The organism is Actinacidiphila oryziradicis (genome assembly GCF_005047355.1).
GTDB classification, from domain to species: Bacteria; Actinomycetota; Actinomycetes; order Streptomycetales; family Streptomycetaceae; genus Actinacidiphila; species Actinacidiphila oryziradicis.
Genome location: NZ_SUMC01000137.1, coordinates 1 through 17,162, shown reverse-complemented (window position 1 = coordinate 17,162; position 17,162 = coordinate 1). Strand labels below are relative to the sequence as shown.

General features: G+C 68.5%; 19 protein-coding genes and 2 pseudogenes. 8 read left to right on the top strand and 13 right to left on the bottom strand.

Going from position 1 to position 17,162, the window contains the following annotated elements:
• Both FCI23_RS49125 and FCI23_RS49120 read left to right on the top strand, forming a co-directional pair.
• Positions 1-896, top strand: an 896-nt coding sequence (locus FCI23_RS49125) for a group II intron maturase-specific domain-containing protein (protein WP_246144786.1), incomplete at its 5' end; no start/stop codon positions are given.
• 68 nt (positions 897-964) lie between these two features.
• Complete coding sequence (locus tag FCI23_RS49120; protein ID WP_322974029.1) at positions 965-1,408, top strand: group II intron maturase-specific domain-containing protein; 444 nt, start codon at positions 965-967, stop codon at positions 1,406-1,408.
• Here the strand turns inward: FCI23_RS49120 and FCI23_RS49115 are convergent.
• On the bottom strand, positions 1,380-2,477 hold the full coding sequence (locus FCI23_RS49115; RefSeq protein ID WP_136730488.1) for an integrase core domain-containing protein: 1,098 nt from the start codon (positions 2,475-2,477) through the stop codon (positions 1,380-1,382). The two genes, FCI23_RS49120 and FCI23_RS49115, sit on opposite strands and share 29 nt — an antisense overlap.
• Complete coding sequence (locus tag FCI23_RS61550) at positions 2,411-2,677, bottom strand: hypothetical protein (protein WP_246144785.1); 267 nt, start codon at positions 2,675-2,677, stop codon at positions 2,411-2,413. Before FCI23_RS61550 ends, FCI23_RS49115 begins: the two co-directional genes overlap by 67 nt.
• A 244-nt stretch (positions 2,678-2,921) precedes the next feature.
• On the opposite strand from FCI23_RS61550, the gene FCI23_RS62800 reads away from it, so the two are divergent.
• Complete coding sequence (locus tag FCI23_RS62800; protein ID WP_136730487.1) at positions 2,922-3,263, top strand: Tn3 family transposase; 342 nt, start codon at positions 2,922-2,924, stop codon at positions 3,261-3,263.
• A gap of 113 nt (positions 3,264-3,376) precedes the next feature.
• Here FCI23_RS62800 and FCI23_RS49100 read toward each other — a convergent pair whose 3' ends face one another.
• Both FCI23_RS49100 and FCI23_RS49095 read right to left on the bottom strand, forming a co-directional pair.
• Positions 3,377-4,288: an SDR family oxidoreductase gene (locus FCI23_RS49100; RefSeq protein WP_136730486.1), complete on the bottom strand. Its 912-nt coding sequence runs from the start codon at positions 4,286-4,288 to the stop codon at positions 3,377-3,379.
• Positions 4,285-4,869: a TetR/AcrR family transcriptional regulator gene (locus FCI23_RS49095; protein ID WP_265737842.1), complete on the bottom strand. Its 585-nt coding sequence runs from the start codon at positions 4,867-4,869 to the stop codon at positions 4,285-4,287. The genes FCI23_RS49100 and FCI23_RS49095 overlap by 4 nt, the downstream gene beginning before the upstream one ends.
• A 229-nt stretch (positions 4,870-5,098) precedes the next feature.
• Between FCI23_RS49095 and FCI23_RS49090 the strand changes: the two genes are divergently transcribed.
• From FCI23_RS49090 to FCI23_RS49080, 3 genes are read left to right on the top strand one after another with little or no spacing between them, the layout of a single operon-like run.
• Entirely contained in the window at positions 5,099-5,641 is a 543-nt protein-coding gene (locus FCI23_RS49090; RefSeq protein WP_136730484.1) for a PadR family transcriptional regulator, read from the top strand.
• Positions 5,638-6,495, top strand: a complete 858-nt coding sequence (locus tag FCI23_RS49085) for an ABC transporter ATP-binding protein (protein ID WP_136730483.1) — start codon at positions 5,638-5,640, stop codon at positions 6,493-6,495. The genes FCI23_RS49090 and FCI23_RS49085 overlap by 4 nt, the downstream gene beginning before the upstream one ends.
• Positions 6,496-6,497: 2 nt before the next feature.
• Positions 6,498-8,273 carry an FtsX-like permease family protein gene (locus FCI23_RS49080; protein WP_136730482.1) on the top strand — a complete coding sequence of 592 codons (1,776 nt, stop codon included), beginning with the start codon at positions 6,498-6,500 and terminating at the stop codon, positions 8,271-8,273.
• Positions 8,274-8,299: 26 nt separating this feature from the next.
• Here FCI23_RS49080 and FCI23_RS49075 read toward each other — a convergent pair.
• A pseudogene (locus FCI23_RS49075) lies at positions 8,300-8,509 on the bottom strand (Tn3 family transposase); the annotation flags it as partial.
• Between the two features lie 358 nt (positions 8,510-8,867).
• Between FCI23_RS49075 and FCI23_RS49070 the strand changes: the two are divergent.
• A pseudogene (locus FCI23_RS49070) lies at positions 8,868-9,095 on the top strand (transposase); the annotation flags it as partial.
• 151 nt (positions 9,096-9,246) lie between these two features.
• Here the strand turns inward: FCI23_RS49070 and FCI23_RS49065 are convergent.
• The 8 genes from FCI23_RS49065 to FCI23_RS49035 all read right to left on the bottom strand — a co-directional run bounded on the left by FCI23_RS49065 (position 9,247) and on the right by FCI23_RS49035 (position 16,261).
• Positions 9,247-9,627 (bottom strand): helix-turn-helix domain-containing protein, encoded by a 381-nt coding sequence (locus FCI23_RS49065; RefSeq protein ID WP_136730481.1) that lies wholly within the window; start codon positions 9,625-9,627, stop codon positions 9,247-9,249.
• 145 nt (positions 9,628-9,772) lie between these two features.
• Positions 9,773-10,663: a TauD/TfdA dioxygenase family protein gene (locus FCI23_RS49060; protein ID WP_136730480.1), complete on the bottom strand. Its 891-nt coding sequence runs from the start codon at positions 10,661-10,663 to the stop codon at positions 9,773-9,775.
• Between the two features lie 18 nt (positions 10,664-10,681).
• Positions 10,682-12,016, bottom strand: a complete 1,335-nt coding sequence (locus FCI23_RS49055) for an LLM class flavin-dependent oxidoreductase (RefSeq protein WP_136730479.1) — start codon at positions 12,014-12,016, stop codon at positions 10,682-10,684.
• A complete protein-coding gene (locus FCI23_RS49050; protein ID WP_136730478.1) occupies positions 12,013-12,774 on the bottom strand; it encodes an ABC transporter ATP-binding protein in 762 nt (253 codons plus the stop codon). Before FCI23_RS49050 ends, FCI23_RS49055 begins: the two co-directional genes overlap by 4 nt.
• Positions 12,750-13,613 (bottom strand): ABC transporter permease, encoded by an 864-nt coding sequence (locus FCI23_RS49045; protein ID WP_136730477.1) that lies wholly within the window; start codon positions 13,611-13,613, stop codon positions 12,750-12,752. Before FCI23_RS49045 ends, FCI23_RS49050 begins: the two co-directional genes overlap by 25 nt.
• On the bottom strand, positions 13,610-14,683 hold the full coding sequence (locus FCI23_RS49040) for an ABC transporter substrate-binding protein (RefSeq protein WP_136730476.1): 1,074 nt from the start codon (positions 14,681-14,683) through the stop codon (positions 13,610-13,612). Before FCI23_RS49040 ends, FCI23_RS49045 begins: the two co-directional genes overlap by 4 nt.
• A 142-nt stretch (positions 14,684-14,825) precedes the next feature.
• Entirely contained in the window at positions 14,826-14,978 is a 153-nt protein-coding gene (locus FCI23_RS57585; protein ID WP_169317338.1) for a hypothetical protein, read from the bottom strand.
• 53 nt (positions 14,979-15,031) lie between these two features.
• Positions 15,032-16,261: an ROK family transcriptional regulator gene (locus FCI23_RS49035; RefSeq protein ID WP_136730475.1), complete on the bottom strand. Its 1,230-nt coding sequence runs from the start codon at positions 16,259-16,261 to the stop codon at positions 15,032-15,034.
• 295 nt (positions 16,262-16,556) lie between these two features.
• Here FCI23_RS49035 and FCI23_RS64360 point away from each other — a divergent pair.
• Positions 16,557-17,162, top strand: a 606-nt coding sequence (locus FCI23_RS64360) for a transposase family protein (RefSeq protein ID WP_407646144.1), incomplete at its 3' end; no start/stop codon positions are given.

The window sequence follows — 17,162 nt, the reverse complement described above, 5'->3', positions numbered from 1 at the left end:
CGGGCGGCTGCGGCCACAGGCGCACCTGCCCCGGCCAGATCCGCGGCGGCGTTGACCCGCCGGGCGTACTCGACGCTATCGACACGATCACCACGCACCATGTCACAAACCTACTACCCATTGTGACTCCCCTTACCCTCCGTGCGGGGAAGGAGTTCCAGCCGCCGGTAGCCGAGCGTCACCTCGAAACAGAAGTTGCCCATTGCGTTGGGGGCGTGATTTCTCCCGTACTGGCGAATCTATATCTCCATTACGCGTTCGATGTGTGGCTGACGCGGGAGTTCCCGCAGGTCACCTTCGAGCGGTACTGCGATGATGCGGTGATTCACTGTGGAAGTGAGAGGCAGGCCCGCCTCATGCGGGACGCTCTAGCACAGCGATTGGCGCAGGTCGGTTTGGAATTGCATCCGGACAAGACGCGCATCGTCTATTGTAAGGACGCGGATCGGCGGGGCTCGTACGAGTACACGGCGTTCACGTTCCTTGGATATACGTTCCGGCCCAGGCTGGCCAAGAACCGGTTCGGGAAGCACTTTGTTAGCTTCCTGCCCGCGGTCAGCAAGGAGGCGATCAAGGCGATGGGCAAGGAAATTCGTTCCTGGCGCATCGCCCAACGCAGTGACAAGTCGCTGATGGACCTTGCGCGGATGTTCAACAGCATCGTTCAGGGATGGATCAACTATTACGGGCGATTCTACAAGTCCATGTTGTATCCCCTCCTCCGGCGCATCAACAGAATGTTGGTGGGCTGGGCTTGCCAGAAGTACAAACGACTACGCCGCCGGGAGAAACGAGCGGGAGAACTATTGGCGGGTGCGGCCCGCCGGTATCCCAACATGTTCGCCCATTGGCGGTTCGGCCTCAAGCCTGATGGCTGGGCAATGGGAGCCGTGTGAGCTGAGAGGTTCCTTCACGGTTCTGCGAGCGGCGGCGGGTGCGATTCCCGCCGCCGACTCTCCTGGTCGTGCTCTGCCACAGCCAGGAACAGGCACACCAGGCCAAGGCGAAACTGGCGGAGTGGCTGGCGCCTCGGGGGCTTGTCTTCAACGAGGACAAGACGCAGATCGTTCACCTGAAAGACGGGTTCGATTTCCTCGGGTTCAACGTCCGCCGCTACCGCCGCAAACTGCTGATCAAGCCGAGCAAAGCGGCTGTCGGGCGCCTCCGGAAAAGGCTTGCGGACGAGATGCGCACCCTGCGCGGATCGAACGCGATGGCAGTCGTTGCCAAGCTCAACCCCATCATCAGGGGGTGGGCTGCCTATTACCGGGGCGTGGTGTCATCCAAGATGTTCAGCTCCCTCGACAACTATCTGTGGAGGCTGCAATATAAATGGGCAACTTGGACTCTGCGCCTGCCGAAAACCTCATCCCTCCAGGTCAAGCAGCATGTTGATACTCGTGGATGACTCCTCCCAGACGATCGTGCCGACGTATGTCGAGGCCGGCTATCCGCGCGGAGTCGGTGATCGGTTCAGGGGCAGCGCGTAGCGGTGCCGCCTGGTTCATGGCCTGGTGGGGCCGGTGCGCATTGTGATGCTGCTCGAACTCGCGGAGTGCGTGGCGGAGATGGCGCTCGTTCCAGATGAGAGTCCGATCGAGGAGTTCATGGCGGAGTGTCTGCACCCACCTCTCCATGATCGAATTCATTCTCGGCATCCGGACGCCGCTGAGGACGACTTGTATACCAGCGCCGGCGAGAACCTGGTCGAAGAGCTCAGGGAACTTCCCGTCCCGGTCTCGAATCATGTACCTGGCCTTGGCGCCAGCGTCCTCCAGGTCCATCACCAGGTTCTTCGCAGCCTGGGTCACCCAGCTGGCGGACGGATGCGCAGTCGTACCGAGGACCCGCACGCAGCGGCTGGCGTGCTCGATGACCGCGAGGATGTACTGGCGCTGGCCGGACAGGGTCGTGGTCTCGATGAAATCGCAGGCCAGGAGTGCGTCGGCTTGGGAGCGCAGAAAGTCGGCCCAGGTAGTGGAGGCCCGGCCTGGGGCAGGGTCGATGCCTTCGGTTTTCAGGATCTCCCAGACGGTGGACGCGGCGATCGTGATGCCGAGGGTGGCTGGCTCGCCATGCACTCTTCGGTAGCCCCAGCTGGGATTCTCGCGGACCAGGCGAAGGACGAGGGCGCGGATGGAACGGACGGTGGGCGGGCGCCCCGGCCGCTTGGGTTGGCAGGTGTTCGCATGCCGCTGTTTCATCAGGTCACGATGCCAGCGAAGGACGGTGTCAGGTCGGACGAGCAACCGCAGTCGTTGCAGCACCTCCCGGCGCAGCGGTTGAAGGAGGGCTGCAAGGAAGGCCCGGTCCTCAGGCGCGAATCTCACCTTCTCGGTGCCGAGTTGCCGCTCCAGGACAGTGATCTGGTGGCGCAGCGCCAAGATCTCCGCATCTTTGGCGCGGTCGCTCATTGGCAGCAGACGAAGCGCAGCAAATGCGTTGGTGACGGCAAGGTAAGCGAGACGAAGCAACACGACTGATCATCATGCCGCAGGACCCGGACAGCGCGATTACCTGCACGGATAAGGTTTCCGGCAGGCGCAGAGCCGGTGGAGGAGCACGGCCAGGAAAGCGCGATCGCCGAGGAGACGCGTGGCCTGTCGATCTGCCGCTGCAGGACGGCCAGCTGGTGCCGCAACGTCAATATCTCGATGTCCTTGTCCACGTCGCTCATCGGCAGCAACCGTAGAGGGAGAACACGCTCGACACGGCGAGGTAGGGCAGTCGCAGCAGCACGGTCGATCAGCCTCACACGCCTGTCCGCCGATCGACGGCCGTTCGTGAGAACCTGCAGCTCACAGGCCATGGGTTTTCGGCACCCGCAGGTCGGCCAGTGGTTCAACCTCGATCAACACCAGAGAGGCACCTCTCCGCCATTCCCACCCTCATTGGCACCCCAAGCCGGATGATCGAGCGCTGTGCATCCCACTGATGAGAGAAGCCCAGCCCGGGTGGGGCCAATTGACCCCGTTCCGCTGGAAGCTACTTCGATCTCTTACGGACGCGGCCGCAAGCGCTCTACCTGCGCAAACAGCGCATGTTCACCCGTTACCCCGGATACCCTGTGGAACAGCCTCTACATCGACGCGGCCGTGACCAGCCTGGAGACCGGCGGTCTGACGATCTTCCCGGAGATCCGTGCCCGGCTGTCCCCGCTGATCCACGAACACATAAATTTCCACGGGCGCTATCCGATCGTCCGCTCGCACGGCACCGGCCCCCTGCGCCCGCTGCGAGAGCCCGGCGCCACCGAGGAGTAGTGCCACGCCAGGACCATCAAGTCACAGGAGGTGGGCACCCGCTTGGATCTTCGGTCGGCTGTGGTCGGCCGTCCCGCCGGGCCCTGAGGCCCCAGGACCCGGTACCGCAGGATCTACAGCGGGTCCCCGAGTGGCCCGTGCTCCTCCTCCAGGGCACTGGCCCAATGAGCGGGCCAGTCCGGTTGCCTGCCGTCCGCATCGGTGAACCCGTACTCCTTATATAGGCCCCAGGTGGCCAGGGCCCGCCCGGTCTTGGCCATGACGCCGGGGTCCGCGGCCAGGGCGGCGACGGCCCGTCCCAGGTAGGTGGGGGTTTCGGAGTGGGCGAAGTTGGGGTCCTTGGCCGCGCCGTCACGCCAGTTGGCCTCGGTGACACCGAAGCCCTCCAGCATGGCCTCCGAGCGCAGGAAACCGGGCGTGATAGCCACCGCCGCGACGCCATGCTGCTCCAGCTCCGCAGCCTGGGCTACGGCGAGGCGGATCACGGCAGACTTCGCAAGGTCGTAGAAGAACGAGCCCCGGTACCGGGCGGTGTTGCCGTCGGTGACCTCCACCACCAGACCGCTCTTGCGGGCCACCATCAGCGGAAGCGCGAACCGGCTGGTGATCACGTGGGTCTCCACGGCCTGCCGTAGCAGCCGCAGGCCGGTGTCCAGGTCTTGCTCCCACAAGGGGTGCTCCCAGTCGGTCAGCGGGTCGCCGCCCCACACGGAGTTGACCAGGATGTCGAGCCGACCGTGCTGCTCTGCCGCGATCCGGTCGACCAGCGCGCGGACGTCCTCCGGGCGGCTGTGGTCGGTGCGCACGGCGATGCCGGCACCGCCGGCTGCGGTGATCTGCTCGGCAGTCTCCTCGATGGTCTCCGGACGCTCCAGGTCGGAGCGTCCGGCCCTGCTGCTGCGGCCGGTGACGTACACGGTGGCACCCGCCGCCCCGAGTGCAACGGCGACGCCCCGCCCCCCACCCCGGGTGCCTCCCGCGACCAGGGCGACCTTCCCGGCCAGCGACTGTTTGGCGTTCGTCATGATTCCTCCGAGCTGGGACTGTCACTGGACGGGATGTGAGGCGACACAAGGGTGTTGATTTCTTGCCGGAGTCGCTGCGGCAGCGTGCCCTGACGGTCCAGCGCCCAGGTCAGACCCGCACCGGCGATGATCGCCTGGACGGATCCAGCCAGCGCTGCCGTATCTGTTTCGGCCCTGAGTTCCCCCGAGGACACGGCGGCGGTCAGCAGTGTCTCGATCGCCCTTCCCTGGGCCTGGTGGACGGCCAGGGCATGCTCGTGCAACTGAGGGTCGGTCAGATCCATGCACAGGAAAGCCAGGTGGTTGGCGAAGCTCTCCGGCGTAGCCATGGGAGCCATCGACTCCACTGCCAGCGCCATCAGCGCTGCCAGGGCGGAAGCCTGCTCCGTCCGCACCTGCTTGTACCGTGCGTCTGCGTCTTGCGCGGACTGCTTGGCCAGTGCCACCAGCAGGCCGTGCTTGGAGCCGAAGCGCTGCACGAGTGTGCCGGCCACCAGTCCCACCTCGCTGGCCACAGCCGCCAGAGTCAGACCTGCAGGGCCCACCCGGCCCATCACGTCGGCCGCCCCCCGCAAGATCACCGAATCTTCGATCCCTCGGGGACGTCCTGCCACTAACGCCTCCCAATAAATAAATGATCGTTCATTTATTAAATCACACGCTGACCCTAGCTGCAATCCCAGGCAGAAGCCGACCCGAGTGTCGATAAACGAAGGTTTCTTGAAGACAGGAGCGCGGTCTATGGAAGCCGGTTTGACGCCGCTTTTAGTTAACCGCTATCTATTGAGGCGTTGCAGAGGAGGGTGGTCCGTGCAGGACGTGGTGCTGGCGCTGCTGACCAAGGAACCGTCACACGGGTACGACCTGCGCAGGCGGTTGGTAGCGGCGCTCGGGCCGTTGGGGCAGACGCTGAACGCGGGGCAGATCTATGTGACGCTCACTCGGCTCGAAAAGGCGGGCCTGGTCGTCCAGGAGCGTGAGGAAGCGCCGGTGCGCGGCCCGCGGCGCAAGGTGTACGCGCTGACCGTGGCCGGGCAGGAGCGGGTGGCCTCATGGATGGCCGAGAGCGCCGGACCCAGGGCGGACGTGACGGAGTTCCACCTGAAGCTCGTCGCCGCCGCCGAGTCGGGCCTGTCTGATCCGCTCGCGCTCGTGGACGCCCGGCGGCGAGGGCTGATGCGCAGCCTCGCCGAAGCCCAGCACGCCGCCCTTGCTCACGACATGGGCTCGGAGGCCGGGCTGCTTCTGGAGGGCATCGCGCTCCGGTTGCAGGCCGACCTGCGCTGGTTGGAGGCGTGCGAGCGGACCTGGTCCGCCCGCACGCCGCATGGGGAAGGCAAAGGAATCGGATGACGAGAGACGGTCAACGGGTCAGGGGCCGGTCGCGGCGCAGGGGTACGGACGACAGCCCGGGCGCGGGATGGGTCGGCCCCCAACCCGGTGAGGCGACCGGGCCGTTGCTGCGTGCGGTCGGGCTGACGCGGGTGTACGGGCAGGACGAGAGCGTGGTGTGGGCCGTCGATGGGGTCGACCTCGATGTTCCGGCCGGGCAGGCGCTCGCCGTGACCGGGCCCAGCGGCTGTGGTAAGTCCACGCTGCTGCAGCTTCTCGGCGGTCTTGACCGGCCTACCGAGGGCGAGGTGTGGCTTGGTGGGCGGCGCGTCGACGACCTCGGTGAGCGGGCGCTGGCCCGGCTGCGGCGCCGCACCGTCGGGTTCGTCTTCCAGGCCTACCACCTGATGGATGAGCTGACCGCGGCGGAGAACGTCGAGCTGCCCGCGCTGCTCGCCGGCGCCTCACCGCGCACCGCCCGCAACCGTGCCGCCGAACTCCTCGATCAGGTCGGGCTCGCCGACCGGGCCCGGCATCTGCCCTCCGAGCTCTCCGGCGGGCAGCGGCAGCGGGTCGCCATCGCCCGCGCGCTGGTCAACGAGCCGCTGGTCGTCCTCGCGGATGAGCCCACGGGAAACCTCGACAGCGCCGCGACCCTCGACATCCTCCGCCTGTTCGGCGAGCTGCGCGCCGCCGGCCAGACCCTCGTCATGGTCACCCACGACGAGCGGGTCGCCGCCACGGCCGACCGCGTCGTCTCCCTGCGTGACGGGGCGGTGGCCGACGACACCCGCTTGCACGGAAACGACGGCGGCACAGGGCACGGCCACGGCAGCAGCACAGGGCTCGGCTCCCTGCTGAGCTGGGAGGACTGACCATGGGACGCCTGCTGCTGATCTGGCGCCTGATCCTGCGCGACATGCGCCGCCGTCCCGGCGAGGCCGTCATGTTCCTGCTCGTCGTCACCGCCGCCAGCGCCAGCCTGACGCTCGGCGCCGCGACCACCAACGCGGTGTCCACCGGGTACGCGAAGACCCGCGCGGCCACCGCCGGCCCCGACATCATGGCCTCGACGACGAGCCCGGACCCATCCGGCCTCGCCGAGCGCCTCGCACACGCGCCCGGTGTCACTGAGCTCGGTGGCCCGTTCTTTGCGTTCGACACCACCATCCGGGCACACGGCCAAACCGCGCACTCCGCAGTCGTGGGGCGCGGCAGTTCGCCGTCCGCCGTGGACCGGCCGCTGGTGACCTCCGGGACCTGGGTGCGTCCCGGCGGCGCAGTGGTCGAGCGCGGCTTGGCGCAGGCACTCGGTGTGCACGTTGGCGACAGCATCACCCTCAGCGGGCGCAGCATTGCGGTCGTCGGGACCGCGATCAGCGCGGCCATCGAGGTGTATCCGTGGAGCGACGCGGCGCAGGGGCCCGGGGCGTCCGACTATGGCGGCATGGTGTGGCTCACCACGGCCGACGCTCGCGCGGCGGCAGGCGACGCGCCCGTTGTCCACCTGATCTACCTGAAGCTGTCCGACCCTGCTGCGACCGACAGGTTCGGCCGCTCCCCGGCCGTCGACGCCATCACCGCCGACAGCTGGGTCAACTTCCGCTACTGGCAGGACGTCCTCAACACGGACACGAATATGATCAAGGACACCCGGCCCACTCTGATCATCGGCGGCTGGCTGCTCGCCGTCGCCGCGATCGTCACCCTCACCGCGCTCGCCACCGTACGCGCCACCCGCGACAACCGGCGTGCCGCACTACTCAAGGCCGTCGGCGCCGGCCCCGGCACCGTCACCGCCGTCCTGCTGGCGCAATACCTGCTGCTGACCCTCCTGGCCACCGCGCTCGGACTGACCGCCGGGACCCTGGCCGCACCCCACCTGGTCGACCCCAGCGCCGGGCTGCTCGACACCGTCAGCCCCCCGGACACCCGCACCATCGCCGCCACGGTCGTCCTCGCCATCGTGGTCGCCGCGACCAGTGCGCTCGGGCCCGCTCTGCGCGGCGCCCGCACCAGTACCGTCAACGCCCTGGTCGACCCCGCTCACATGCTCACGCACCACCCGCACCTGAACGCCGTGACGGCGTATCTACCTACGTCGCTGCTACTCGGCATCCGGCTGCTCGCCCGCCGGCCCGGCCGCGCCGCCCTGGCCTCCGCCGGCACGGCCGCCACCACCCTCATGGTCACCGCGCTGCTCACCTTCCACGCCGAACTCGACGCGGCCCCCGCCTTCAAGCGGTTCGGCCCCATCGAAGTGCGGACCAACCAGACCGGCCAGGTGCTGCTCGCCGTCACCCTCGCGCTGGTGGCACTGTCCACGCTCAACACCGTGCTCCTCGGCTGGAGTACCGCCGTGCAGGCCCGGCGCGCCCTGACCATCACCCGTACCCTCGGCTCCACACCCGGCCAGGTCGTCACGGCGCTCTGCGTCGCGCAACTCCTGCCCGCCGTACCCGGAGTGGCAGCGGGTATTCCGGCCGGGCTCGTCCTGTACTGGTTCTTCGGCACGCAGGTCACGCCCCCGGGGTCGTGGCTGCTCACCGCCGCACTCGTCATCCTGCTGGCAGTCGGAGCGCTGACCGCCCTGCCCGCGTGGATCCACACCCGCCGCCCCGCCGGGCGCGTCCTCAACGCCGAACCCGCCTGACGGGCCTTCCCTGCCGGGGCCGCCGATCAGTCCTCATCGTCCTTGGCGGCGTCCGGGTCACGGAAGGGACGCAGGCCCTGACCGGGGCCGCTGGCCTTGATGTTGAACAAGTAGCGGCCCAGGAAGTTGATGTGCCGGTCCTTGAGCGGGGAGAGCCGGGCCACGTCCTCGTCCTTGATGTCGTGGCCCTCGGCACGAAGCTGGGCGACGGCGGCATACAGGTAGCGGGTGTTCCAGTCCGTATCCGGGGAAAACGGGTGAACGGGTGCTGTTCGTGCAGGTAGAACGCTTGCGGTCGCGTCCGTAAGGGATCGGCGTCAGGGGGCCCGGTGCTGGTTGATTGAGGTGGGGAGTCGCGGGTCTCGCGGCGGCGGCCCAGCGCTCGCTCCACCGAGCGGGGATGGACGCGGAACCCGAACACGTCCAGCACCCGTGCCGCCAGGTCGCGGGACCTCAGCTTCGGGTCGGCCGCCAGCCAGCCCTCGACCTGTTCCATCACCGGGTCGGTGAGCTTGAGCGGGCCCTTGGGGCCGGGCTTGCCCGCGGCCAGGGCGCTCGGCCCGCCGGCGTCCAAGGCGGCGGCGATCTCGTGCCCTACGGCACGCTCGCGCGCGGCAGCAGACCAAGGACTGGAACACCGACTACGCCCTACGCGCCGGCGTCGACGGCACCATCCGACAGGCAGTCGCCGTCACCGACCTGCACCAGGCCCGCTACCGCGGCCTGGCAAAGACCCACCTCGAACACGTCTACAGCGCCGTCGCACTGAACCTGATCCGACTCGACGCCTGGTGGAACGGCCACTCTCTCGACCGCACCTGAACAAGCCACCTCGCCCGACTCGAATTACGCCTCGCCGCTTGACCAAGTCGAATGACCACCAGGGTCGCGCAAAGTCGCAGCAGCACGGTTGATCATCTTGCCGGGGTGTCGAGCTGTCCTCGCGTGCGGGGCCGACGATAGCTTTCTGTGATCAGTAGCTCGGACGTGTGACCTGCGCAAATGAGGTTTCCGGCAGGCGCACTGTCTTCGGCCGCCGCGCCCACCGCGTGAGCTGGGCCCGCTCCGGCCCGGTGAGCACCAACTCCGACTTACGTCGGCCCGGACGCGGCTCGTCCTTCAAGCCTGCCAATCCCCGGACCGCGAACCGGGAGCGCCACTTGCCCACCGTCGCCGAAGACACCCCACACTCCACCGCCACAGACGCATGTGACGCACCATCGGCACAGGCCAGGACGATCCGCGCCCGCTCCGCCAGCCTGGGCGACGCCGCCCCCCGCGCCCAGCGCGACAACTCGGCGCACTCATCATCGGAGAGGACGACCACGACAGCACGAGGACCTCGTTGCGACATGAAAACAGTCTACATACTTAGACTCGCTATTTACGATGCAGGACACTAGGTGTTCCGTCCACAAGCGCCCACAGTCTGGGCAGCCTCTCCGCCCGAACAGAGAGGCTGCCCATTATGCGGACGCGCTCGACCGTTCACCCGCGTGTCATGCGAACGATGTGTAGTGCGAGGCGTCGCCAGCGATCGAGTAGCTCTCCTTGCCCTCGATGCCGACCGGCACGTCACCGGCGACCGTCACGCGGTGCAGGCGGCGCGGCAGGCCGTTGTAGTTGTCGATGGCGTAGTGCTGGGTGATCCGGTTATCGAACAGGACGAGCTGGTTCGGGGACCAGCGCCACCGCAGGATGTTCTCCGGCCGGGTGACGTACGCCTGAAGCAGGTCGAGGATCTTGCGGGACTCCGGCACCGACAGGCCGACGATCCGCTGCGCGAACCCGCCGATGAACAACCCGCGCTCACCGGTCAGCGGGTGGACCCGGACGACCGGGTGGGCGGTGCGGTAGCTGATGGACGTGAACTGGGCGCGCTGCTCGGCCTTCTCCTCGTCGATCTCCTCGTCCGGCACCGCGTAGTCGTAGTCGTTGGTGTGCTCGGCCCACAGGCTGTCGGCGAGCAGCCGCAGCGGCTCGGGCAGGTCGCGGTACGCGGCGGCCGAGTTGGCGATCAGGGTCTCGCCGCCGTATGGCGGGATGGTGATGCTGCGCAGGGTGCTGGCCTGGGGCGGGTTGAGGACGAAGGTGACGTCGGTGTGCCAGTGGTTGGCGCGGCCGCGCTCGCTGTCGACGGGGAGGACGTTCGGGGCGCCGTCCACGGCGGGCACCGTGGGGTGGGCGGTGGTGAGGTCGCCGAAGTGGCGGGCGAAGGCCTGCTGGCCGTCGTCGTCCAGGTCGACGTCGTCGAAGACCAGCGCCTTGTGCTCGTTGAGGGCGGTACGCAGGGCTGCGACGGTCTCGTCGTCGAGGGGCTTGGCGATGTCGACGCCGGAAACCTGGGCGCCGATGTGGGCGGTGACCTTGCGGATCTCTATCTCGGGCATGGATGGGTCCCTTCGGTTTCAGACGAGAGCGGCGGTGTGCTGGTTATCGGGGCGCGGGAGGCCGTAGCGCTCCCGCAGGGTCTGTCGTGGGCCGTACTCCGTGCGGAGCAGACCGCGGGCGCGCAGGATCGGCACGACGTGGTCGACGAAGAGGTCGAGGCCGGACGGCAGGACGGCGGGCATGATGTTGAAGCCGTCGGCGGCGCCCCGCCGGAACCAGTCCTCGATGGTGTCGGCGACCTGTTCGGGCGTACCGGTGAAGGTCAGATGGCCGCGACCGCCGCCCAGGCGGCCGATGAGCTCGCGGACGGTGAGCCGATCGCGGCGGGCGAGCTCCACGATGAGGGTGTAGCGGCTCTTGGCCCCCTCGATGGCGCTCTCCGGCGCCAGCTCGGCGGGCAATTGGGCATCGAGTTCGAGGGCGCCCGGTTCCAGTTGCAGCAGGCGTTCGAGACGGTGAAGGCCGTGCTCGTAGACGATGTGGTCCTCCAGTACCTGCTCGTGTTGGCGTGCCTCGGCCTCTGTGGAGCCGATGACCGGGACGATGCCGGGCAGGATCTTGATGTGGTCGGGGTCCCGATCGGCTTCCCGGGCCCGTGACTTGAGGTCGGCGTAGAAGTTCTGCGCGTCGTTGAGCGTCTGCTGGGCTGTGAACACCGCCTCCGCGTAGCGGGCCGCGAAACGCCTGCCGTCCTGCGAAGAGCCTGCCTGCACGAGGAGCGGGTAACCCTGTGGACTGCGGGGGACGTTGAGGGCGCCCTCGACGCTGAAGTACGTCCCCTTGTGGCGTGGTGGGTGGATCTTGCGTTGGTCGCCCCAGACCCCCGCCGCCTTGTCCGCTACGACCAGGTCGTCCTCCCAGCTGTCCCAGAGCTTGAGGGCCACGTCCAGGAACTCGGCGGCACGTTCGTAGCGGGTGGCGTGGGCCGGCTCGTCGTCGAGGCCGAAGTTGCGGGCGGCCTCGGCGCCGGCGGTGGTGACGATGTTCCAGCCCGCGCGACCGCCGCTGAGATGGTCCAGGGAGGCGAACCTGCGGGCCAGGTTGTAGGGGGAGTTGTACGAGGTGGAGGCGGTGGCGATCAGCCCGATGTGCTCGGTGGCCGTGGCTAGCGCCGTGAGCAGGGTGATGGGTTCCAAGGCGCCGGACGGGCGCTGGCCGACCTGGCTGAACAGGACCGGGCCGTCGGCGAGGAAGAGCGAGTCGAAGGTGCCGCGTTCGGCGATGTGGGCGAGGTTGCGGTAGTGGTCGAGGTTGACGCTCGCGTACGGGTTGCTCTCGGGCAGCCGCCAGGAGGCCTCGTGGTGGCCGGTGTTCATCAGAAAGGCGTTGAGGTGGAGTTGGCGCCGGGTCACTGGTGGCCGTCCTGGTTTGCGTGGTGTTCCGTCACGCCGAGGGCATCCAGCAGGCGCTCGCGGTACTCACCGAAGAGCGGGTCGCGGTACGAGCGCGGGTGCGGGCGGTCGATGGTCAGGTCGACGCTGATGCGGCCCTGGTCGAGCACGAGCACCCGGTCGGCCAGCACGATGGCTTCGTCCACGTCGTGGGTGACGAGCAGGACGGAGGGCCGGTGGCGTTCCCACAACTCGCGCAGGAGTACGTGCATACGGATCCGGGTGAGCGCGTCCAGGGCGCCGAACGGCTCGTCGGCGAGCAGGAGTTCGGGGTCGCGGACGAGGGAGCGGGCCAGGGCGGCGCGCTGGGCCTCGCCGCCGGACAGCTCGTTGGGCCAGGCCCGTTCGCGCCCCGCGAGTCCCACCTCGGCGAGGGCGGCGCGGCCGCGTTCGGCGGCTTCCTTGCCGTCCGTGCCGAGCAGGACGTTGTCGAGGACGCGGCGCCAGGGCAGCAGCCGGGAGTCCTGGAAGACGACGGACACCCGTTCCGGAGCGGTAAGTTCGCCGCTGCCGACGACGTAGTGGTCGAGGCCGGCAATGGCCCGGAGCAGCGTGCTCTTGCCCGAGCCGCTGTGGCCGAGTAGGGCCGTGAACTGGCCGGCCGGGATGTCGAGATCGATGCCGTCGAGGACCGTGCGGGCTTCGAAGGAGCGGGTCAGGCCGGTGAGCCGGACCGCCGGGCCCTCGACCGCGGTCAGCTGCTCAGCGTGCGTCGCCATGACAGCACCCTTCGTTCGATGAGGCGGACCAGGGTGTCGGAGAGCAGGCCGAAGATCCCGTAGATCAGCAGGCCGACGAGGATGACGTCCGTCTGGCCGTAGTTCTGCGCCTGGAACATCATGTAGCCGAGGCCGCTGGTGGCGTTGATCTGCTCCAGGACGACCAGGGAGAGCCACGAGCCGGTCACGCCGAGCCGGAGGCCGACGAAGAAGCCGGGAAGCGCGCCGGGGATGACGATCTGCCGGATGAAGCCGATCTTGGACAGGCCCTGGACCTCGGCGAGTTCGACGTAGCGGTGGTCGATGCCGGACAGTGCGGAGTGCAGGTTCAGGTAGATGGGGATGTAGACGACGATGGCGATGATCGCGATCTTGAACGTCTCGCCGATGCCGAGCCAGAGGATGAACAGCGGGATCAGACCGAGGGTCGGAACCGCCCGGTTGAGATTGACCGTCCCGTCGATCAGCGCATCGCCGATCCGGCTGAGTCCGGCCGCCAGGGCGAGGACCACTCCGGCAGTCAGCCCGAGGGTGAACCCCTGTCCGGCGCGTCCCAACGACGTGAGCACATCCGTGGGGAGCGTGCCGACGGTCCACAGACGACCGGCAGTACTGACGACCGTCCAGGGGGCCGGGATGGCACCGGGGTCCAGCTGCCCGGCGGCGGACGCGGCCGCCCACAGGGCGACGATGAGGGCGGGGCCGATGAGCCGGGAGGCGGGCAGCCGCTTGCCGGGCGCGAGGCCGCGGCGCCTGGTCCGACGTACCGGAGTGGCCTCCTCGGCGGGCGTGGACGCGACGGGTGCCGCAGCTGCTGTGCTAATGGTCACGGCGATCAACTCCGGTACTGGGCCGCGACGGCCTTCGCCGCGATGGCTTCGAAGCGCCGGTCGAAGAGCGAGTCGACCGTGAACTTCTTCACGAAGCCGCCCTCCGCCAGCAGGTCGGCGGTCTCCTGCTCCCACTTCACCGCCTCGTCCCAGCTCGGCGGGAACAGCGGCTTGTTGGCGAGCGCGGTGATTGACTTGGCCTGAGCGAGGGTGAGGTTCTGGGTCTTGACGTAGAACTCCTGGTCCCAGGCGTCCGGGTGCTCGTACTCCCATACCAGACCCTTCGCCCAGTACGGGATGTACGCGGCGATCGCGGCGGCCTTCGCAGAGTCGGCCAGCACGGAGGAGGGCGCCCACAGCAGGTTGAGGAGGTCCACGACGTCGGTGGTGACGGCGTGCGCGCCCTTGGACGCGTACTTCTCGAGGTAGGCCGGGACCTGTGAATTGCCGAGCGGGGCGATGTCGACCTGGCCCGCCTGGAGCGCGGTGAGAAACTGGTTGCTGGTCAGCGGCACCAAGTTCACGTCGCTGTACTGCAGCCCGGCCTCCTTCAGGGCGCGCAGCAGGACGACGCCCTGCGCCTGCCCCTGCGAGAAGGCCAGCTTCTTCCCCTTGAAGCCCTGGACGTCCCTGATGTCGCTGCCGGGCTTGGTGGCGAAGGCGTAGGTGGGCTTGCGGGTGATGTTGATCGCGACGATCTTCGCGTCGAAGCCCTGGTAGTGCGCCTGGATCGGCGGGATCCCCGCGTTGTTGCCGACGTCCAGGGAGTTGGCGCGGAAGGCGTTGATGACGTCGGGACCGGCGCCGATGTTCAGCCAGTCGGAGACGGTGAAGGGCAGATCGGTCAGGCCCGCGAGTTTGAACTGCAACTGCTGGACGCCCTGGAACGAGGCGATTTTGAGGCTCGTACCGGAGGGGACCTTGACAGCCAGCGGGGCGGACGTGGACCCCTTGGACTGGGTGCCGACGGCGCTGGCACCCGCGCAGCCGCTGAGCACGGCAGCGGCGGCGACGCCGAGCAGGGAGGACAGGAACAGCCGCCGGTCGACACCGGACGCGGACGGGGACACTGGTGGCATGGGAGGACTCCTTGAGGTCAAGGGGCACAAACGCGGAATTGCGGGCAGGGCGAAGTCAGGAAGGAAAAGTGCGCGCAGAACGAGGCACACGCCGAAGGCGCGGCAAAAGAAAGAAGTGCGGGGTCGTCAGTGCGTCAACGCGTCAGCAACACAGAGTGCGGCCGACCCGCATCAGGTCGATGACACGGCACTTGGTCAGCAGAACCTGCCGCGACGGCATCAGCGCGACACCAGCGCTCCGGTCACGGCCCTGCCGCGACCGGATCACCGGGGAAAAGTCCTGCGCGCTGCTCATGCACAGGATGCTCCTGGCCACGCACAGCCCTGTCAACATTCGGAGTTTCTGAATTAATTCGGCCCCAGCAACTCGCCCAGCGGATCCCGGTAGAGCACGTCGAGAGCCACCGAACCGCCCGCCACGGCCAGCACCGAGTCCGTGAAACTGGTCGGCACGACCACCGCCCCCCGGTCCAACCCCACCGCCTCGCGCAGCGCACCGAGGCAGTCCTCCCGGTACATCACACCGACCTCGGTGATGATGACCGTGTCCGGATTGAGCACGTCGAGCAGCAGCCGGGTCGCCCGCCCGACCATCCGGGCCCGCTCGACCAGCAGCCGTACGGCGACCCGGTCGCCGTCGGCCGCGGCCCCCACCACCTGCATCGGATTCGCCGTGTGGATGACACCCCGCTCGCGCGCCCGGCGGCACAGCGTCCGCTCGCTCAACTCGACCTGAAGGCACCCGGTCCTGCCGCAGCCGCACGGCTCCGTCCCGCCCTCCAACGGCAGATGGGCGATCGCCCCGGCCTGCGAGCGGGGACCGTGGTGCACCTCGTCGTGGGTGGCGAAGGCAGCGTCCACCACATTACCGACGAAGAGGTGCAGCATGCTCCGGCTGCCTCGCACCCGCCCGAACAGCCGCTCCCCGTTGACCAACGCCCGTGCGTGCCCGTCCACATGGACCGGCAGGCCGGTGCGCGCGCCGATCACCTCCCGAACGGCCACGTCACGCCACCCCAGCAGAGCGTGCTCCACGATGGTCCCGGAGTCCCGGTCCACCCAGCCCCCGGCCGCCACACCGACGCCCAGCGGGGTACGGCCGCCGGCCTCCGCCACCAGCGCAGCGAGCCCGTCGGCGGCGTTCGCCAGCACCCGGCCCGGCTCGGTGCCGTCGCCGTGACTGAGCCGCCGCTCGACGACCACCCGCCCGCGCAGGTCGAGCAGCGCGACGGTGGTGTGCGGCACCGCCACGTGCACCCCGCCGACCACGAATCGGGATGCGTCCAGGTCGACCGGTACGTGTGGTCGGCCGACCCCCTTCGACTGCCGGGGCACGGCGGCCTCCCGGATCAGACCGAGCGCCACGAATTGGGCGCAGTAGTCGGTCACTGAGGCCGGGGAGAGGCCGGTCAGCCGGGCGATGGTACTCCGGGCGACCGGCCCGTGCTCCAGTACGGACCGCAGGATGACGCTGGCGCTGGTCCTGCGCCGCGCGCTGTCCGAGGCCCGGCGGACCGCCGCGGGGGCCGGGGGAGAGGGAAGGGTGACCGGGGGGAATGGTGCCGTTGGGCGGGGCATGGGAACTACTTCCTCGGGAGCTGGTCCGACACTGCGCCGTCTCGTTGTCGGCAAGCCGGATTCACTCCGGCCGCCTCAGCCGGGGCGACAGGTGGCCGTGCCCTGGCGTCGCAGGTCGACATAGCGACGCGACGCGAAGTTCTCAGCCTGGGCGACCATTGTTCGAAGCTAGCAAATCGGTTCGCTGCTGCCCAGATTGAGAGCGGACAGCGCGGCTCTCATCCATTTCTTGTGGAGAGGTGACTGGGCGTCACTGACCGCTGGGATGATGGTGTTCGTGTAACTGTGATGCGCTCTGGTCGGCCTTCTCGCACCTGGATCCAGTGGTCGTGGAGGAGGTGGTCATAGCCGAGGACCTGATGACCATCCCGCGCGGTCGGGGACGCGGCAGGCGCCCTGTCCGGACTGCGGCTCGTTGTCCGCTCGGATCCACGGCGGATATCAGCGCCGCCTGGCTGACTCAGCCGTTGCGGGCCGCCGAACCGTGGTTGACCTGCTGGTCCGGCGATTCCGCTGCCTGACCGTTGCCTGTGTGCGGAAGACCTTCGTCGAACAGGTCGCCGGGCTCACCGAGCGGTACGCGCGACCCCGCATGCGGTTTCCTCACTGCGGCACCGCAGCCCGGCGCGGCGGTCACCGGGTCGGTGCCTCTACCATCGGCCGCATCCTGCGCAGCGCCGGCCTCGGTCCCGCACCCCGGCGCAGCCCCGGCGGAGGACCGACGTGGCGCGCGTTCCTGCGCGCCTGGGCCTCCGGCCTGCTGGCAGCGGACTTCTTCCAGTGCGCCATGAGGCGTCTGGCTCGTATCCCCGGTTCAGCCGGGAGGAACTCGGAGGGAGGTTCTTGGGTCCGATGGCTTACCTTGATCCGAAATGGTGACGGGGACCAGAGCATGCCAGGA

Coding starts and splice junctions, on each gene's coding strand:
- FCI23_RS49050 (WP_136730478.1), bottom strand. CDS start 12,774: ATGGCGACGCACGCTGAGCAGCTGACCGCGGTCGAGGGCCCGGCGGTC.
- FCI23_RS49040 (WP_136730476.1), bottom strand. CDS start 14,683: ATGCCACCAGTGTCCCCGTCCGCGTCCGGTGTCGACCGGCGGCTGTTC.
- FCI23_RS49100 (WP_136730486.1), bottom strand. CDS start 4,288: ATGACGAACGCCAAACAGTCGCTGGCCGGGAAGGTCGCCCTGGTCGCG.
- FCI23_RS49080 (WP_136730482.1), top strand. CDS start 6,498: ATGGGACGCCTGCTGCTGATCTGGCGCCTGATCCTGCGCGACATGCGC.
- FCI23_RS49065 (WP_136730481.1), bottom strand. CDS start 9,627: ATGTCGCAACGAGGTCCTCGTGCTGTCGTGGTCGTCCTCTCCGATGAT.
- FCI23_RS49085 (WP_136730483.1), top strand. CDS start 5,638: ATGACGAGAGACGGTCAACGGGTCAGGGGCCGGTCGCGGCGCAGGGGT.
- FCI23_RS49060 (WP_136730480.1), bottom strand. CDS start 10,663: ATGCCCGAGATAGAGATCCGCAAGGTCACCGCCCACATCGGCGCCCAG.
- FCI23_RS61550 (WP_246144785.1), bottom strand. CDS start 2,677: ATGAGCGACGTGGACAAGGACATCGAGATATTGACGTTGCGGCACCAG.
- FCI23_RS49035 (WP_136730475.1), bottom strand. CDS start 16,261: ATGCCCCGCCCAACGGCACCATTCCCCCCGGTCACCCTTCCCTCTCCC.
- FCI23_RS57585 (WP_169317338.1), bottom strand. CDS start 14,978: ATGAGCAGCGCGCAGGACTTTTCCCCGGTGATCCGGTCGCGGCAGGGC.